Here is a 14,789-nt window from a genome sequence, read left to right as displayed (position 1 = left end):
CGGGCCGCCGACACAGGAGAGATCCGATGACAACAGTTCATCAACCCACCGGCTACACCGCGCGGCTCGACGAGCTGGACGCGATCAAACGTACTGTCCGGCTCGGCCCCGACCCGGCGGGCACCGAACGACAGCATGCCAAGGGCAAACTGACCGCCCGCGAACGGATCGACCAGTTGCTCGATCCCGGCTCCTTCGTGGAGGTGGAGCCGCTGCGCAGACACCGCGCCACCGGATTCGGACTGGAGGCACGCCGCCCCTATACCGACGGTGTGGTCACCGGATGGGGCACCGTGTACGGGCGCACGGTCTTCGTCTACGCCGGCGATTTCCGGATCTTCGGTGGTGCGCTCGGTGAGGCGCATGCGCAGAAGATCCACAAGATCATGGATATGGCCATCGGCGTGGGCGCGCCCCTGGTCTCGCTCAACGACGGCGCGGGAGCGCGTATCCAGGAGGGCGTTTCGGCGCTGGCCGGGTACGGCGGTATCTTCCGCCGCAATACTCGGGCATCCGGGGTGATCCCGCAGATCAGCGTCATGCTCGGACCGTGCGCGGGCGGTGCGGCGTATTCGCCGGCACTGACCGACTTCGTCTTCGTCGTGCGCGATATCTCACAGATGTTCATCACCGGCCCCGATGTGGTGCGCACGGTGACCGGTGAGGAGGTGACGCACAACGAACTCGGCGGCGCGGATGTGCACGCGTCGGTATCGGGTGTGGCGCATTTCCGCTACGACGACGAGGCGTCCTGCCTGTCCGATGTCCGGGTGCTGCTGTCGATGTTGCCGGCCAACAACAGGGAGTTGCCCCCTGTCGCGTTCGGCACCGACCGGCCCGATCGGCAGACGACCACGCTGACCGATCTGGTGCCGCTGGATGGTAACCGTCCGTACGACATCCGTGACGTACTGGCCGAAATCGTCGACGACGGCGAGTATCTGGAGGTGCAGGCCACCTGGGCGACGAACCTGGTGTGCGCGCTGGCCCGGCTCGACGGGAAAGTGGTCGGTGTGGTGGCCAGCCAGCCGCTGAGCCTGGCCGGGGTTCTCGATATCGATGCCAGCGAGAAAGGAGCGCGTTTCGTCCAGTTCTGCGACGCCTTCAATATTCCACTGCTGACCCTGGTCGATGTGCCGGGTTTCCTGCCGGGGGTCGACCAGGAACACTCCGGCATCATCCGGCGTGGTGCGAAACTGCTCTACGCCTACTGCAACGCGACCGTGCCGCGTATCTCGCTGATCCTGCGCAAGTCCTATGGTGGCGCGTACATCGTGATGGATTCGCTGTCGATCGGCGCCGACCTCGCGCTGGCCTGGCCGACCAACGAGATCGCGGTGATGGGCGCCGAGGCAGCCGCCGATGTGGTGTTCCGGCGCGAGATCGCCGCGGCCGGCGACCCCGCGGCCACCCGAGATCTCAAGATCGACGAATATCGCCGCGAACTCGTGCACCCCTACTACGCGGCCGAGCGCGGGCTCATCGACGATGTGATCGACCCGCGCGATACGCGCAGCGTGCTCATCCGCGCCTTCGCGATGCTGGCGGACAAGGACACCGATCTGCCACGGCGTAAGCACGGGAACCCGCCGCAATGAGCGCCGTTACAGCCGGTCCCTTTCTCCGTGTCGAGAAAGGCAGTGCCGATCCGGAAGAGATCGCCGCCCTCGCGACGCTGCTGCACGCCCGTCGTCACCTCGCCCGGCCACCCGCGCGCGCCCGGACCGGAGCCCGCTGGCGGCGCCTCGAACGCCGCCCCGCGTTCACCGACCCCCGCGCGTGGTCCAGCACCACCCGCTGACGAACGGAGCCATCCATGGATGTCGGACTACTCTTCGACCTGCGCAACCCGGCGCAGTGGCAGCGGCCCTGGCCGGATCACTATGCCCGCGCACTGGAATTCTGCGAGGAAGCCGACCGGCGCGGCGCGGGCGGGGTCTGGTTCACCGAACACCATCTGTTCGACGACGGTTACCTCCCGCAACCGCTGACCTTCGCCGCGGCCGCCGCGGCCCGGACCACGCGCGTGCGGATCGGCACGGCGGTGGTGCTGCCCGCGCTCCGGAAACCGGCACAGCTCGCGGAGGAAGCAGCCCTGGTGGACCTGATCAGCGGCGGCCGGCTCGAACTCGGGCTCGGCGCGGGCTACCGGCTTCCCGAATATCGGCTCTTCGATGCCGATTTCGGTCGCCGTTTCGCCCGGACGCAGGAGACGATCGCCGAGATCCAGCGACTGTGGGCCACCGGCGGCATCACCCCCGGCCCGGTCCAGGACCCGCTACCCCTGTGGGGCGGGTTCTACGGTCCGCGCGGTGCCCGGCTCGCCGGGCGGCTCGGCCTGGGTTTCCTGCACATCTCGCATTCGCTGTTCCCGCTCTATCGGGACGGCCTGATCGAGGGCGGTCACGACCCCGCCACCGCGCGCGTGTCCGATCTGCTGCCGATCGTGCTGGCCGACGACCCCGAAGCGGCATGGGACCGGGTGGCTCCGTATCTGGCCCATCAGATGAACTCCTACCGGAGACTCTCCGTGGCGGGTACCGAGGCACCCGTACCACCGGATCTCGGGGCCGGCGAGGTGCGGCAGCAGCCGGCCGACGGGTCGTGGGGCCTGCTGGAGATCCTCACGCCGGAACAGGCTGCCGCGCGCATCCACGAACGTGCCGCCGGGCTGCCGCTGCGGCACCTCATATTCTGGGCGAGTATCGCCGGAATGCCCGACGATCTGGTGGCGCGCAATATCGAATTGGTGAGTGAGCAGTTACCGCCGCTGCTGGACAAACAGTTCGGATCGGATACGCCGGAGAGCGGTCATGGCTGAGGCGGGTCCGGCGGCGGTCACGCCCTGGGATCGTCGCCGCTGGGCGCTGCTGATCGTGCTGTCGGGCAATATGATCCTGGACGCGATCGAGGGGTCGATCCTCGTACCCGCACTCGGCACACTCACGGCCGCGCTGGGGCGATCGGTGACGCAGACCCAATGGCTGCTCAGCGGTTTCGCCGTCGGTTTCGCGTTACTGCTGCCGGTGGGCCCCGCGCTGGCCGCGCGATTCGGGCGCCGGCAGGTCTATCTCGCGGCCATGGCGGTCTTCGTGCTCGCCTCGGTGATCGGTGGTCTCACCGACAGCATGGCAGTACTCGTCGCGACCCGGGTGGTGAAGGGCGCCGCCGCGGCATCGACAGCCCCCGCCGGGCTCGCGGTGATCGCCGCCGAGTTTCCCGCGGGTGCGCAACAGCGCCGCGCCGTATCGGTCTACGCCGTGTTCGGCGCGGCCGGATTCACCTCCGGGCTGCTTCTCTCGGGTGCTCTCGCCACGATCGACTGGCATCTGGTGTTCCTCTTTCCCGCGCCGGTGGCGCTGGCGCTGCTGGCCGTCGCCTGGCGCGTGATCCCCGACTCGCCCACCACCGCCGTACCCCGTTCACCGCACGTACTGCTGCGCAATGGTTCGCTGGTGCGCTCGGCCGTCGGCGCCGCCGCGCTGAACGGCGGGTATCTCGCCCTGCTCGTGCTGGTCTCGCTACAACTGCATCAGCTGCCCGGCTGGTCGCCGTGGTACACGGCACTCGCCCTGCTGCCCGCGAGTGTGCCGCTCGCCCTGTCGGTTCCGTTCGCCGCACGGCTGGTCGCCCGATTCGGCACCGCCCGGTTGATCCTCGGTGGTGCGGTGGCCACCCTCGCGGGACAGCTCCTCCTGCTGGCCCGCCCCGAGATCCGCAACTATCCGGCCGACGCGCTGCCGGTGCTGATCCTGATCGAGGCCGGCTTCGTCCTGTCGTTCGCCGCATTGAACATGCAGTCGACCACGACGGTGCCCGCCGGACAACAGGCCGCTGCCGTACCGCTCTATCAAACGGGTGTCCAGCTCGGCGCCGCGGTCCTGCTGCCGATTTCGGTCGCGGTGGCCACGGGTCTCGACTCCTACCGTCCGGCCGCGGTGGTGATCGCCGGAGCCGGGCTGATCGCGGTGGCCGCGGCCGCTGCGGAACTGCGCGTGACGTCGCGGAACACGACGGTGCGGCAACGAATCCGCGTCCGATGAAACCCGAACCGAGTCCGGACCGACCGGAGGTCGCAGTTATGTCCCACAGTATTTCCGCCGATCCGTCGCAGGGACGAAGAGCCCTGGCACTGTTCCCGGGCCAGGGCTCCCAGCGTCCCGGGATGGCGGCCTGGATTCGCGATCACCCGGTCGCCGCGGACGTCTTCCGCCGGGCCGACGAAATCCTCGGGATCTCGCTGACGCAACTATGTGTTCACGGCACGGCCGACGAACTGCGCGCCACCGATGTCACGCAGCCGGCCATCGTCGCCACCAGCCTGGCCCTACTGGCGATCCGCCGCGAACAGGGTCTGCTACCGGCGGCGGTGGCCGGTCACAGTCTCGGTGAGTTCACCGCCCTCGCCGCGGCGGGCGTGCTGGGCGAGGAGGCTGTGCTGCGGCTGGTGCACCGGCGCGGTGAGTTGATGGCCGAGGCCTCCCGCCGCTACGACGGGGCGATGAGCGCGGTGATCGGACTGCCGGCGGTGCGGGTCGACGCGCTGTGCGCGGCGGTGGGCGCGGGCGTCGTGCAGGTCGCCAATTACAACCAGCCCACCCAGACGGTGGTGTCCGGTGCGAGCGCCGCGGTCGCCGAACTCGAGGAATCCGCTCGTGCCGCGGGGGCGGCGAAGGTCGTTCGACTGAAAGTGGACGGGGCGTTCCACTCGCCGCTGATGGCCGGGATCGCCGACGCGTTCGGCGCCGAACTGGACCGGTACGCACTGAACCCGCCGCGAGTCCCGGTGTTGAGCGCGGTGACCGCCGGATACGTCGAGGACCCCGCCGAAATCCGCGCGCTCCTGCGTGGCCAGCTCCTCGCCCCGGTGCGCTGGGTGGACACCATCCGGCGCGCGGTGGGCGACGGCTACGACGAGTTGATCGAGCTGGGCCCGGGCCAGGTGCTCACCGGGTTCTCCCGGCGGATCGCGCCCGATGTCAACGCGTCGGCGGTTTCCGGCCCGTAGTCCAGGGGCCGACCACGGTGGGGGAGTGACTGTTCGGCACCACCGGATGGGCGGTCCGCTGCCGGATGGGGTTTCGGTACCGGTGGCAGACGGCCCGATCGGCGTGGGGTCAGGGTTCGTAGGTGTTGTCGGTCCGCGCCGTGAAATCGCCATGACGGCGGGCTTCCCGGGCGAACCGGTTCGCCACGCTCACGCCGGTACGTCCACTGCGGACACTACCGACGACAACGACCGGCTCGAGTGTCCTGGCTGAGCCTTTCCGCACCGGTCGATTCACTCGTCGGCGATATTGCCGGCGATCTTCGCCAGCACCGCGTTCGCGGCGAGGAACTCGGGTTCGGTGATACCGCGCAGCGATTCGGCGGCATGCGCGTTCACGAGTGCTTCCGCTCGTTCGTGTGCGGCGATGCCCGCCGCGGTGAGGCGCACGATGCCGTCCGCCACCTCGACCCAGCCCCGGCCGCGGAACTCGTCGACGATCGGCCGGTAGGACTGTGCGCCGTCGGCGCGCAGAAACGGCGCAAAGGCCCGGTCGAGTTCCGCGACGGTACGCAACCCGATCTCCAGGGCGTGCAGAATCTGCCATTGCCGGCGGTTGAGCCCTTCACCCCGCAGGACCGCGGCGGTGGCGGCGTCGAACTGCTGATGCAAGTGCAGCAACCAGTAGCCGATGCGTTTGGTTGTGTTCTGCTGCAGCATAACGGGCCCTTTTCTGCTCCGCATGCGCGAATCCCCGTATCCGGCGACAGTGCCGGGCCGACGCGGAGCACTTGTTCTTCCCGGCTCGACAACCTTGACATGCCCTGTTCGGGGGTCACAAGACAGCGGGCGAAAACCTACGGGCGGCCCGTAGGTTTTCACCGATTTTCGTGACCCGAATTTCGTCGGAGAAAAACAGCTCGGGTCGGCAAGATAAACCCCGGACTCGACCCGCAGGATTTATCCGAACCAGTCTCGCGAATTACGGGTCATGGATATTCCGGAAGAATTATCGGCAGCAGAGTCGGATATCCGGACGTACGCCGCAGCCCGCGCCGGCTCCTTCTCCGGAACGATCGGTTCCCGCGCGGGACCCGGTCGCTGTCCCAGCGATGCGGCCTGCGCGTTTCGGGTCGGAGGCCGCTGCTCCCGCCGCACACATGCGGCGCGTAGCCCCCTCATTTCGGCTACGCGCCGCATTCCGGTGAGCGCGGGATCCGGCTGCTCCGCTACGGATTCGGTACCCGCAGGATGAGCGCATCGCCCTGGCCGCCGCCCCCACACAGTGCGGCCGCACCGATGCCACCGCCGCGCCGTCGCAGTTCGAGCACGAGATGCAGCACGATGCGTGCGCCCGACATGCCGAGCGGGTGGCCGAGCGCGATGGCCCCGCCGTTGACGTTGACTTTTGCCGGGTCGACCCCGAGTGCGCGCGTCGACGCGATACCGACAGCTGCGAACGCCTCGTTGATCTCGAGCAGATCGAGATCCTCGGGGGTCACACCTTCTTTCTCGCATGCCTTCCGGATCGCGTTCGCCGGCTGGAGTTGCAGTGTCGAATCGGGTCCGGCGACCACACCGTGGGCGCCGATCTCGGCGATCCACGAGATGCCCAGTTCCTCGGCCCTGGCCTTGTTCATCACGACCACCGCGGCGGCACCGTCGGAAATAGGCGAGGCACTGCCGGCGGAGATGGTGCCGTCCTTCGTGAACGCGGGGCGTAGCCGGGCCAGAGTCTCCGTGGTCGTATCGGCCCGCACGCCCTCGTCCCGCGCGACGACGACCGGGTCGCCTTTGCGCTGTGGTATCGCCACCGGTACCACTTCGTCGTCGAACAATCCGTCTTTCCAGGCCCGAGAAGCGTTCTGATGGGAGCGCGCGGCGAAACCGTCCTGATCCGCGCGGGTGATCGGTTCGGACGCGGTGGTGTTGGTGGTATCGGTCAGGTTGCCCATCGCCTGGTCGGTGAAGATATCGTGCAGGCCGTCGAAGGCCATATGATCGCGCAGGGTCACATCACCGTATTTGAATCCCGACCGGCTCTTTTCGAGCAGGTGCGGGGCCCGGGTCATCGATTCCTGGCCGCCGGCGACGACGATGTCGAACTCTCCGGCGCGGATCAACTGATCGGCCAGCGCGATCGCATTGATACCCGACAGGCACACCTTGTTGATGGTGAGTGCGGGCACGTTCATCGGGATCCCCGCGGCGGCAGCGGCCTGACGTGCCGGAATCTGCCCGGCGCCGGCCGTGAGTACCTGTCCCATGACGACGTACTCGACCTGCTGCGGGGCGATTCCCGCTTTCTCCAGCGCACCCTTGATGGCCGCCCCGCCCAGCTCCGACCCGGACAGCGCGCTCAACGATCCCGCCAGGCGTCCCATCGGTGTGCGTGCTCCGGCGACGATGACAGAAGTGGTCACGAGTGCGCCTTTCCGGTCGTGTTCTCGTGCAGGGCCACTTCGACCTCGGTGCCGGTGGCATCGATTACCCGGCCGACGCTCACATCGGGCGCGGTTTCGCGCAGGATCACCCGGCCACCGTCGATATCGAGGACCGCGAGGTCGGTGATCACCCGCTGGACCACCCCTTGACCGGTGAGCGGCAGCGTGCACGAGTCGACGATCTTGGCGGATCCGTCCCGGGCTGTGTGTTCCATCAAGACGATCACGCGACGGGCTCCGTGGACGAGGTCCATCGCACCGCCCATGCCCTTGACCATTTTGCCGGGCACCATCCAGTTCGCGAGATCGCCCTGCCGGGAGACCTGCATGCCGCCCAGAATCGCGGTGTCGATATGCCCGCCGCGAATCATCCCGAACGACAACGCCGAATCGAAGAATGCCGCACCCGGATTGACTGTCACGGTCTCCTTGCCCGCGTTGATCAGATCGGCGTCCACGTCGTCGGCAGCGGGGTACGGGCCCGTACCGAGGATGCCGTTCTCGCTGTGCAGGACCACGCGGACACCGTCGGGAAGATGGTTCGGGATCAATGTCGGCAACCCGATCCCCAGGTTGACGTATTCGCCCGGCGACAGCTCCCGGGCCGCGCGCGCCGCCATTTCATCTCGTGACCAGCTCATGCCGCCGCCTCCTGACGCACCGTGCGCTTCTCGATCCGCTTGTTCTGGGTTCCGGTGTGCACGACGCGCTGGACGAACACGCCCGGCAGGTGGACGTGTCCCGGGTCGAGTTCGCCCGGTTCCACCAATTTCTCGACCTGCGCGATGGTCACACGACCGGCCATCGCCGCGAGGGGGTTGAAGTTCGATGCCGATTTCTCGAAGACCAGATTGCCGTCGGTATCGCCGACTGCTGCGTGGACGAGCGCGAAATCGGCGACGATACCTTCTTCGAGTACGTACCGGCGGCCGTCGAACTCGCGGACTTCTTTCGGCGGTGACGCGACCGCGACGGTTCCGTCCGGCGCGTAGCGCCACGGCAGCCCGCCGTCGCTGATCGGTGTCCCCACCCCGGCCGGGGTATAGAAGGCCGGGATGCCCGCGCCGCCGGCGCGCAGCCGTTCGGCGAGCGTGCCCTGCGGTGTCAGCTCGACCTCGAGTTCCCCGGCGAGGTACTGGCGCGCGAATTCCTTGTTCTCGCCCACGTACGATGCCGTCACCCGGGTGATCCGGCCGGCCGACAACAGGATTCCCAGCCCGTAGTCGTCGACACCGCAGTTGTTGGAGAACACCGCGAAGTCCGAGGCCGTGCCGTCGGCGATGGCCGCGATCAACATATCCGGGATGCCGCACAACCCGAACCCGCCGACCGCGAGTGTCGCGCCGGACGAGATATCGGCGACGGCGGCCGCCGCGGATTCGTATACCGTCACAGAATGACCCCTGACTGTTTGCTGAATGGACGTCTTGTATCCGTCTACGATGGAACAAGTGCGCAGTACAAGATGCAATAGGGCGGATCGGATTGCTCGGATGATGAACCAATCAGGATCGATCGTCCATTCAGTGGACGCATACCCGGCGGCTCGGTCATGAGGTCGGCGGCGGATTCGCCCCGGATGGTGACCAAGGTCGCCGCCCTGCTGCGCGCAATCGGTGGGCAGGGATCGTCGGGAAGCGCGACCAGTGACCTCGCGCGGGCGGTCGGTATACCCCGGCCGACGGCGCATCGTCTGCTCGCTTCGCTCGTCGACGAAGGACTCGTCGACCGGGATCCGCGTAGCGGGCGATGGTTCCTGGGTCCGGAGATGTATCTGCTCGGCTCGGTGGCCGCGAGCAGGTACGACATCACCGGCTACGCGCACGACGTTCTGGAAGGGCTGGCGCAGTCCACGGGCGAGAGCGCGTTCCTGTCGGCCCGCCGGGGAGACGAGACCGTATGCCTGCTCGAGCGCGAGGGCAGCTTCCCGCTACGTTCGCATGTGTTGCGCGAAGGCCGCCGGTTTCCCCTGGGAGTGGCATCGGCCGGGCTGGCGATCCTCAGCCACCTCCCCGTCGATGAAATCGACGCCTTTTTGCTCCGTGCCGACCTCGGACCGTGGGGCCCCGCACATCGGGCGGACGCGATTCGCGACCGTATCGCCGTGACACGGCAGAACGGCTACGCGCTGAATCCGGGACTGCTGGTCGAGGGGAGCTGGGGTATGGGAGCCGCGGTCTTCGACCGGGCGGGCCGACCGGCGTGGGCTCTGAGCCTGACGGGCGTCGAGTCGCGCTTCGGCAGCACTCGATCGCCGGAACTGGGCACCCTTCTCGTCGAGTGCGCGCACCAGCTCTCGAAGCGACTCGAAGGGAAGCCCGGATAGCTCGCTTCGGCGGCGCCCGATCACGGCGGTATCCGGCCGCTATCGCGAGTGGGGCGGGGTTGCGATGGCGAATAGAGCAGATCGCTACGGTCGCGCCGGAGAATCCGCCGGCCCACGCCGAGGCGGTTCTCGAACGCATCGGTGTTCGGCATGCCCTTCTCGACTACACCGGTGTATGTAGTCGCGGTTATATCGAAACCGGTATGGCAATGCGTAAATACTGTGTGAACCGGCTATTGCGTCGGGTCTGTGATGGATAAGGTGCCGTGGGTGGATATTCCTCACCTGCTCGACGGCCGTCTCAAGATCAAGCATCTGGTCCTGGTGGACGCGCTGAGCCGGCAGCGAAGCGTGGTCGGCGCGGCCGCGGCGTTGCATATGACCCAGCCCGTCGCCACCCGCAGCCTGCACGACCTCGAGGCGATCCTCGGCGTGCAGTTGTACGAGCGCGGGCCGCGGGGGATCACGCCGACGATCTTCGGTGAGGCGTTCACCAGACATGCCCGCGCGGTCATAGCCCAGCTCACGCAAGCCGGCCGGCATGTGACCGAATTGGCGGACGCGGATCGCGGCACCGTCGTGGTCGGCACTCATCTCGCGGGTTCGAATATCTTGCTCCCGGGAGCGATCGCGCGGCTGAAGGCCGCGCGGCCGTATCTGACGGTGATAGTGAAAGAGGGCACCCCCGAGGTGCTGCTCGTCGAGTTGGAGGCCGGCCGGATCGATCTCATCGTCGGCCGGCTGACCTCGCCGACGGACCAGAACGCGATCAGGGAAAACCTCTATGAGGAGTCTGTCGAGCTGGTGATCGGGTCCCGGCATCCGCTGGCCGGGGTCAGTGCGGTCACCCTCGGCGAGCTGGCGGACTATCCGTGGATCCTGCCCGGCGTGGAGACCGTCCTGCGCCGGGAACTCGAGGAGTTCTTCGCCCGCAACGGTGTCGCGCTACCGGCGAACCGGGTGGAGGCCACCTCGTTTCTGACGGTGCGCCAGCTACTGCTCGAGACCGATATGATCGCCGTGCTGCCGGGCCTGATCGCACGTGACGACGCCCGGTTGACGACATTGCCGCTGCCACTGGATCCCATCGGGCACAGCGTGGGAATCACCAGGTCGGCCGGGCGCACGCTGAGCCCCTCGGCGGACGCTCTCGTGGCCGGCCTCAACGAGATCGCGCAAGTCAGCGTATTGCGCTGATCGGGCCGCCGTGTCCCGCGGTGGCGATATATCAGAAACGGTATGTCCACGGCGCGAAATGGCATTGTACGAGTATGGGGAGTGTGGGACACACTGGTCACGGGCGAAGGCCCGAATCCCGGATCTCGTTATTTCACGAAGGGCCAGTGTGATGACCACCGTGCATATTCCTGCGTCGCCCGGCCCCCGCGTCGCCCAGCGCGAGATCGTGCTGCGCATTCGCGGTGTCCGGTCCGTCGGCGGGCAGCACCCAGTGGTCCCCGTGCTGGCCGATATCAATTTCGACCTGCGCCGGGGCGAGCGACTGGGAGTCACCGGTGGACGCGGAGCGGGGAAGTCGGCACTCGCGCGGGCGCTGGTGGGCGCGGCCGATCCCGGGCAGATGCTGGTAGCGGGCCGGCTGGAGTTCGACGACGCGGAATACACACTGGGTGGATCGGGGGAGGGATCGGCCGGGATGTCCTCCCGGATCGTTCTGCTCGACGATCTGGCGCGGCGGTTCGCCCCCGGTGCGCCGATCGGTCACCGGATCGGTGCGGAGATCCGGGCGTCCGCCGCCGTCCGTACACCCCGGCAGGTGCGGCACTACGCGATCCGACTGCTGTCCGATGCCGGGATTCACAGTGCGGCAGAACAATTCGATACCGCATTCGGTGAGCTCTCGCGCGACGGCCGGCTCCGCGTCCTGGTGGCGGCGGCGCTGGCCCGGCGTCCCGATGTCCTCGTCGTCGACGACCCGCTCATGGACCGAATCGCGCGCAGTCCGTCCGGCCCGGCCGTATTGTGCGAGGTGGCGGCGAATCGGGATATCGCCCTGATCGTCATGAGCCGCGATACGGTCCCGCTGTCGGCGCTCTGCGACACCGTGCAGGTGCTGCTGGCCGGCAAGATCGTCGAACGCGGACCGGCCCGGTCGGTCCTCGATCGGCCGCGCCACCGGTACACGGCGCAGCTGCGGCGTGGTGCGACGACCTTCGGCAGGCCGCCGCGCCCCAGCCCGGCGGGCTGCGCGTTCGAACCGGTGTGCCCGCGCGGCCACGGACGGAGCGAATGCCGTTCCCTCGTACCCGGCCCTACCGCCTACTCGTCGCCGGCCGGCTCGGTGACCGCCAAATGTCATTTTCCTGTCGACGGGATATGCGCGTGCGGCTGCGCCGCGCGTATCGGCGACCCCGGTCTCCATCGGCCGGTTGATCGCCCCGTGCGGGCGAGTCGTCCGGACGATCCCTTCCTGTCCAATCGAACCAACGGAGCGTGAGTCATGACAGCGCAACTGGAATCCGGCGTCGGCGCGATCGAGCGCATCGGCCGTGGTCTGCGGGAGCGAGGAATCGACACTGTCCTGCTCATGGGGCTGGAGAACGTACAGTTCTCGGCCGGCGCACCGCTGCGATCGGCGAGTGCGCTGGACCGCCCGAACGTCGTCGTCGTGTCGCGCGACGGCAGTGCGACCGTGTTCACCAGTGCGGAGACCGTCTCCACGGTCCGCCTGATGGCGCCGCACCTCGAGGTCCTCGGCTACGACGAGCGCGGCGCGCTGTTCCCCGGCGGAATCATGGATCGGGTAGCCGATTTCCTGGCGCAGAAGTACCCGGACGCGTTCCGGCTGGGAATCGAGACCGACCGGATGCCGGTCATCGTCCACGACCTGCTGCGTTCGCTGCTTCCGAGCGCCGAACTGGTGGGATTCGACGAGGCGCTGCGGATGCTCCGGATGGTCAAGAGTCCGCAGGAGATCGGGGTGATCGCGGAGGCGGCCGCGCTCACGGAACAGGCGATCGCGCGGACCTTCGCCGAGACGAGCGAAGGGGAGACCGAGCGTTCGGTGGCGGACCGTCTCGTCTCGTATCTGCAGGCGTGCGGCTTCAGCGCGGTCGATCCGCTGGTCGGCGGCGGTCCGAATGCCGCCCGGATCGGCCCACCGACGGCCCGTGCGCTCGAGTCCGGCGATTGGCTGCGGCTCGACGTCAAGTCGCGGTACCGGGGCTATTTCTACACCGATGCCGGGCGTATGGCGGTCGTCGGGGAACCCACACAGATCCAGCGCGACGCGTATCGACGTCAATTCGAATTGAATCGGCGGGTCGCCGAGTTCATGGCGCCCGGCCGCCGCTGTGGCGAGGTCTACCGGTTCGCCCGGGAACAATGCGCCGACCTCGGTATCGAACTGTTCAACTACGGCCATATCGGGATCGGGCACGGTATCGGAATCGGTGGCACCGAACGACCGGTCCTGCACGAGCGGGACGAGACCGTGCTCGAGGCCGGCATGGTCGTCAACATCGAACCCAATACCTACGGCCCGGGCCGCGAGATCCTGCATATCGAGGACATGGTCCTGATCACCGAGACCGGTAGCGATGTGCTCTCGCATCGCGCGGACTGGACCGCGCTGCCTTCGACCGGGGTCGCGCGATGACGACCGCGCCGTCCGGTTCGCCGCCGGTGGACCTCCTGATCCGCGACGCGGAATGGGTGGTCACCGTCGGCGGTGCCGATATCGAGGGGGGCTGGGTCGCGTGCACCGGTGCGGCGGTCTCGGCGATCGGCCCGCCCGGCCGGGAGCCCGCCGCGCGCCGGACCCTCGACGCGCGCGGCACGATCGTCACACCCGGGCTCGTCAACGCCCACCATCACCTGTTCCAGAACCTCACCCGCGCCTACACACCCGCGTGTTCGAGCGGACTCGACGGCTGGCTGAACCAGCTGCGGCCACTGTGGGCGCGGCTGGACGCGGAGACCGCCTACCTGTCCGCGTGGATCGGGCTGGCCGAACTGGCGCTCGCGGGGTGTACGACCACGGCGGACAATATCTATCTGCATCCGCGTCCGGGGCTGATCGAGGCGGCACTGCGCGCGGCCACCGAGATCGGTCTCCGGCTGGATCCGTGCCGGGGATACGTCGACAGCGCGCGGGCGTCGGTGTCCGGAGCGCAGGACGCGGAGACGATCCTGCGGCTCAGCGAGGAACTGCTGTGGTCGTGCCACGATCCGAGCCCCGGATCCTTCACCCGCGTATCGCTCGGACCCACCGCGCTGCCGAGCAGCAGTGCCGAACTGCTCGCCCGGTCCGCGGCGCTGGCCACCCGATACGACGCCCGCCTGCACCTGCATCTGTTCGAGGTGCCCGGCGAGACGGACGCCGCGATACAGCAGTTCGGGCGCACCCCGGTCGAGGTGCTCACCGACGCCGGCTGGTCGGACCGCGCGTGGATCGCGCACGGCAGCTATGTGACCGAGGACGACGCGAAGGCACTCGCCGCCGCGAATATCGGTGTGGCGCACTGCCCGAGCTCGAATCTCATGCTCGGGGGCGCGGCCGCCGCCGTACGCACCATGCTGGCGCAGGGATGCAGTGTCGGACTGGGTACCGACGGCGCCGCTTCGGCGGGCACCACGAATCCGTGGCTCGAGGCGCGGACCGCGTTGCTGCTCGCGCGCGAACACGGTGGTCCCACCGCGTTCGCCGCCCGGGACGCGCTGCGAATGGCGACGGTCGGCGCCGCGGAATGCCTCGGCCGGGCCGGAGAAGTGGGTGCGCTGGCCCCCGGAATGCAGGCGGATATCGCGGTATGGGACATCACGGGAATCGGATACGCCGGTGCCTGCACCGATCCGGTCGATATGTGGCTCCGGTGCGGACCCCCGAAGATCCGGCACACAGTGGTCGGCGGCCGGCCTGTCGTGATCGACGGGAACCTGGTCGCGAGCGGTCTGGAAGAGAAACTCGGACTGCATCGGAAGTATGCCCGGGCGTGGCAGCAGTAATCGGCGTCCGTCGATCCGCCCGCCGTTGTCGTAGCGCTGAAAGGAACTGAGAAATCGAAATCGGAGT

At 68.1% G+C, this 14,789-nt stretch carries 14 protein-coding genes; 10 read left to right on the top strand and 4 right to left on the bottom strand.

Going from position 1 to position 14,789, the window contains the following annotated elements:
- The first annotated feature begins 26 nt into the window (after positions 1–26).
- From ACWEWT_RS11250 to fabD, 5 genes are read left to right on the top strand one after another with little or no spacing between them, the layout of a single operon-like run.
- Complete coding sequence (locus ACWEWT_RS11250) at positions 27–1,598, top strand: acyl-CoA carboxylase subunit beta (RefSeq protein WP_452558203.1); 1,572 nt, start codon at positions 27–29, stop codon at positions 1,596–1,598.
- Positions 1,595–1,801, top strand: a complete 207-nt coding sequence (locus ACWEWT_RS11245; protein WP_452558202.1) for an acyl-CoA carboxylase subunit epsilon — start codon at positions 1,595–1,597, stop codon at positions 1,799–1,801. Before ACWEWT_RS11250 ends, ACWEWT_RS11245 begins: the two co-directional genes overlap by 4 nt.
- Before the next feature lie 15 nt (positions 1,802–1,816).
- Positions 1,817–2,821: an LLM class flavin-dependent oxidoreductase gene (locus ACWEWT_RS11240; protein ID WP_452558201.1), complete on the top strand. Its 1,005-nt coding sequence runs from the start codon at positions 1,817–1,819 to the stop codon at positions 2,819–2,821.
- Positions 2,814–4,043, top strand: coding sequence for an MFS transporter (locus tag ACWEWT_RS11235; RefSeq protein WP_452558200.1), 1,230 nt, complete (start codon positions 2,814–2,816; stop codon positions 4,041–4,043). The genes ACWEWT_RS11240 and ACWEWT_RS11235 overlap by 8 nt, the downstream gene beginning before the upstream one ends.
- Positions 4,044–4,081: 38 nt before the next feature.
- Positions 4,082–5,008 carry an ACP S-malonyltransferase gene (gene fabD / locus ACWEWT_RS11230; protein WP_452558199.1) on the top strand — a complete coding sequence of 309 codons (927 nt, stop codon included), beginning with the start codon at positions 4,082–4,084 and terminating at the stop codon, positions 5,006–5,008.
- A gap of 273 nt (positions 5,009–5,281) precedes the next feature.
- Here fabD and ACWEWT_RS11225 read toward each other — a convergent pair whose 3' ends face one another.
- From ACWEWT_RS11225 to ACWEWT_RS11210, 4 genes are all read right to left on the bottom strand, one after another.
- Positions 5,282–5,707, bottom strand: a complete 426-nt coding sequence (locus tag ACWEWT_RS11225; protein ID WP_452558198.1) for a MarR family winged helix-turn-helix transcriptional regulator — start codon at positions 5,705–5,707, stop codon at positions 5,282–5,284.
- A gap of 509 nt (positions 5,708–6,216) precedes the next feature.
- Positions 6,217–7,410, bottom strand: a complete 1,194-nt coding sequence (locus ACWEWT_RS11220; protein ID WP_452558197.1) for an acetyl-CoA C-acetyltransferase — start codon at positions 7,408–7,410, stop codon at positions 6,217–6,219.
- Positions 7,407–8,072 (bottom strand): 3-oxoacid CoA-transferase subunit B, encoded by a 666-nt coding sequence (locus ACWEWT_RS11215; protein ID WP_452558196.1) that lies wholly within the window; start codon positions 8,070–8,072, stop codon positions 7,407–7,409. Before ACWEWT_RS11215 ends, ACWEWT_RS11220 begins: the two co-directional genes overlap by 4 nt.
- Positions 8,069–8,824 carry a CoA transferase subunit A gene (locus tag ACWEWT_RS11210; RefSeq protein WP_452558195.1) on the bottom strand — a complete coding sequence of 252 codons (756 nt, stop codon included), beginning with the start codon at positions 8,822–8,824 and terminating at the stop codon, positions 8,069–8,071. The genes ACWEWT_RS11215 and ACWEWT_RS11210 overlap by 4 nt, the downstream gene beginning before the upstream one ends.
- A gap of 186 nt (positions 8,825–9,010) precedes the next feature.
- On the opposite strand from ACWEWT_RS11210, the gene ACWEWT_RS11205 reads away from it, so the two are divergent.
- The 5 genes from ACWEWT_RS11205 to ACWEWT_RS11185 all read left to right on the top strand — a co-directional run bounded on the left by ACWEWT_RS11205 (position 9,011) and on the right by ACWEWT_RS11185 (position 14,722).
- A complete protein-coding gene (locus ACWEWT_RS11205; protein ID WP_452558194.1) occupies positions 9,011–9,757 on the top strand; it encodes an IclR family transcriptional regulator in 747 nt (248 codons plus the stop codon).
- 270 nt (positions 9,758–10,027) lie between these two features.
- Entirely contained in the window at positions 10,028–10,954 is a 927-nt protein-coding gene (locus ACWEWT_RS11200; protein ID WP_452558193.1) for a LysR substrate-binding domain-containing protein, read from the top strand.
- A gap of 151 nt (positions 10,955–11,105) precedes the next feature.
- Positions 11,106–12,212, top strand: coding sequence for an ATP-binding cassette domain-containing protein (locus ACWEWT_RS11195; protein ID WP_452558192.1), 1,107 nt, complete (start codon positions 11,106–11,108; stop codon positions 12,210–12,212).
- 3 nt (positions 12,213–12,215) lie between these two features.
- Positions 12,216–13,373 carry a M24 family metallopeptidase gene (locus tag ACWEWT_RS11190; RefSeq protein WP_452558191.1) on the top strand — a complete coding sequence of 386 codons (1,158 nt, stop codon included), beginning with the start codon at positions 12,216–12,218 and terminating at the stop codon, positions 13,371–13,373.
- On the top strand, positions 13,370–14,722 hold the full coding sequence (locus ACWEWT_RS11185) for an amidohydrolase family protein (protein ID WP_452558190.1): 1,353 nt from the start codon (positions 13,370–13,372) through the stop codon (positions 14,720–14,722). The genes ACWEWT_RS11190 and ACWEWT_RS11185 overlap by 4 nt, the downstream gene beginning before the upstream one ends.
- The last annotated feature ends 67 nt before the right edge of the window (positions 14,723–14,789 follow it).

The organism is Nocardia sp. NPDC003963, from assembly GCF_053605105.1.
This window is presented reverse-complemented; position numbering and strand designations above follow the sequence as displayed.

What these genes read in the sequence shown, in the direction of transcription:
- ACWEWT_RS11240 (WP_452558201.1), top strand. Translation starts at nt 1,817, where the DNA reads ATGGATGTCGGACTACTCTTCGACCTGCGCAACCCGGCGCAGTGGCAG.
- ACWEWT_RS11205 (WP_452558194.1), top strand. Translation starts at nt 9,011, where the DNA reads ATGGTGACCAAGGTCGCCGCCCTGCTGCGCGCAATCGGTGGGCAGGGA.
- ACWEWT_RS11195 (WP_452558192.1), top strand. Translation starts at nt 11,106, where the DNA reads ATGACCACCGTGCATATTCCTGCGTCGCCCGGCCCCCGCGTCGCCCAG.
- ACWEWT_RS11215 (WP_452558196.1), bottom strand. Translation starts at nt 8,072, where the DNA reads ATGAGCTGGTCACGAGATGAAATGGCGGCGCGCGCGGCCCGGGAGCTG.
- ACWEWT_RS11185 (WP_452558190.1), top strand. Translation starts at nt 13,370, where the DNA reads ATGACGACCGCGCCGTCCGGTTCGCCGCCGGTGGACCTCCTGATCCGC.
- ACWEWT_RS11235 (WP_452558200.1), top strand. Translation starts at nt 2,814, where the DNA reads ATGGCTGAGGCGGGTCCGGCGGCGGTCACGCCCTGGGATCGTCGCCGC.
- ACWEWT_RS11225 (WP_452558198.1), bottom strand. Translation starts at nt 5,707, where the DNA reads ATGCTGCAGCAGAACACAACCAAACGCATCGGCTACTGGTTGCTGCAC.
- fabD (WP_452558199.1), top strand. Translation starts at nt 4,082, where the DNA reads ATGTCCCACAGTATTTCCGCCGATCCGTCGCAGGGACGAAGAGCCCTG.
- ACWEWT_RS11245 (WP_452558202.1), top strand. Translation starts at nt 1,595, where the DNA reads ATGAGCGCCGTTACAGCCGGTCCCTTTCTCCGTGTCGAGAAAGGCAGT.
- ACWEWT_RS11190 (WP_452558191.1), top strand. Translation starts at nt 12,216, where the DNA reads ATGACAGCGCAACTGGAATCCGGCGTCGGCGCGATCGAGCGCATCGGC.
- ACWEWT_RS11250 (WP_452558203.1), top strand. Translation starts at nt 27, where the DNA reads ATGACAACAGTTCATCAACCCACCGGCTACACCGCGCGGCTCGACGAG.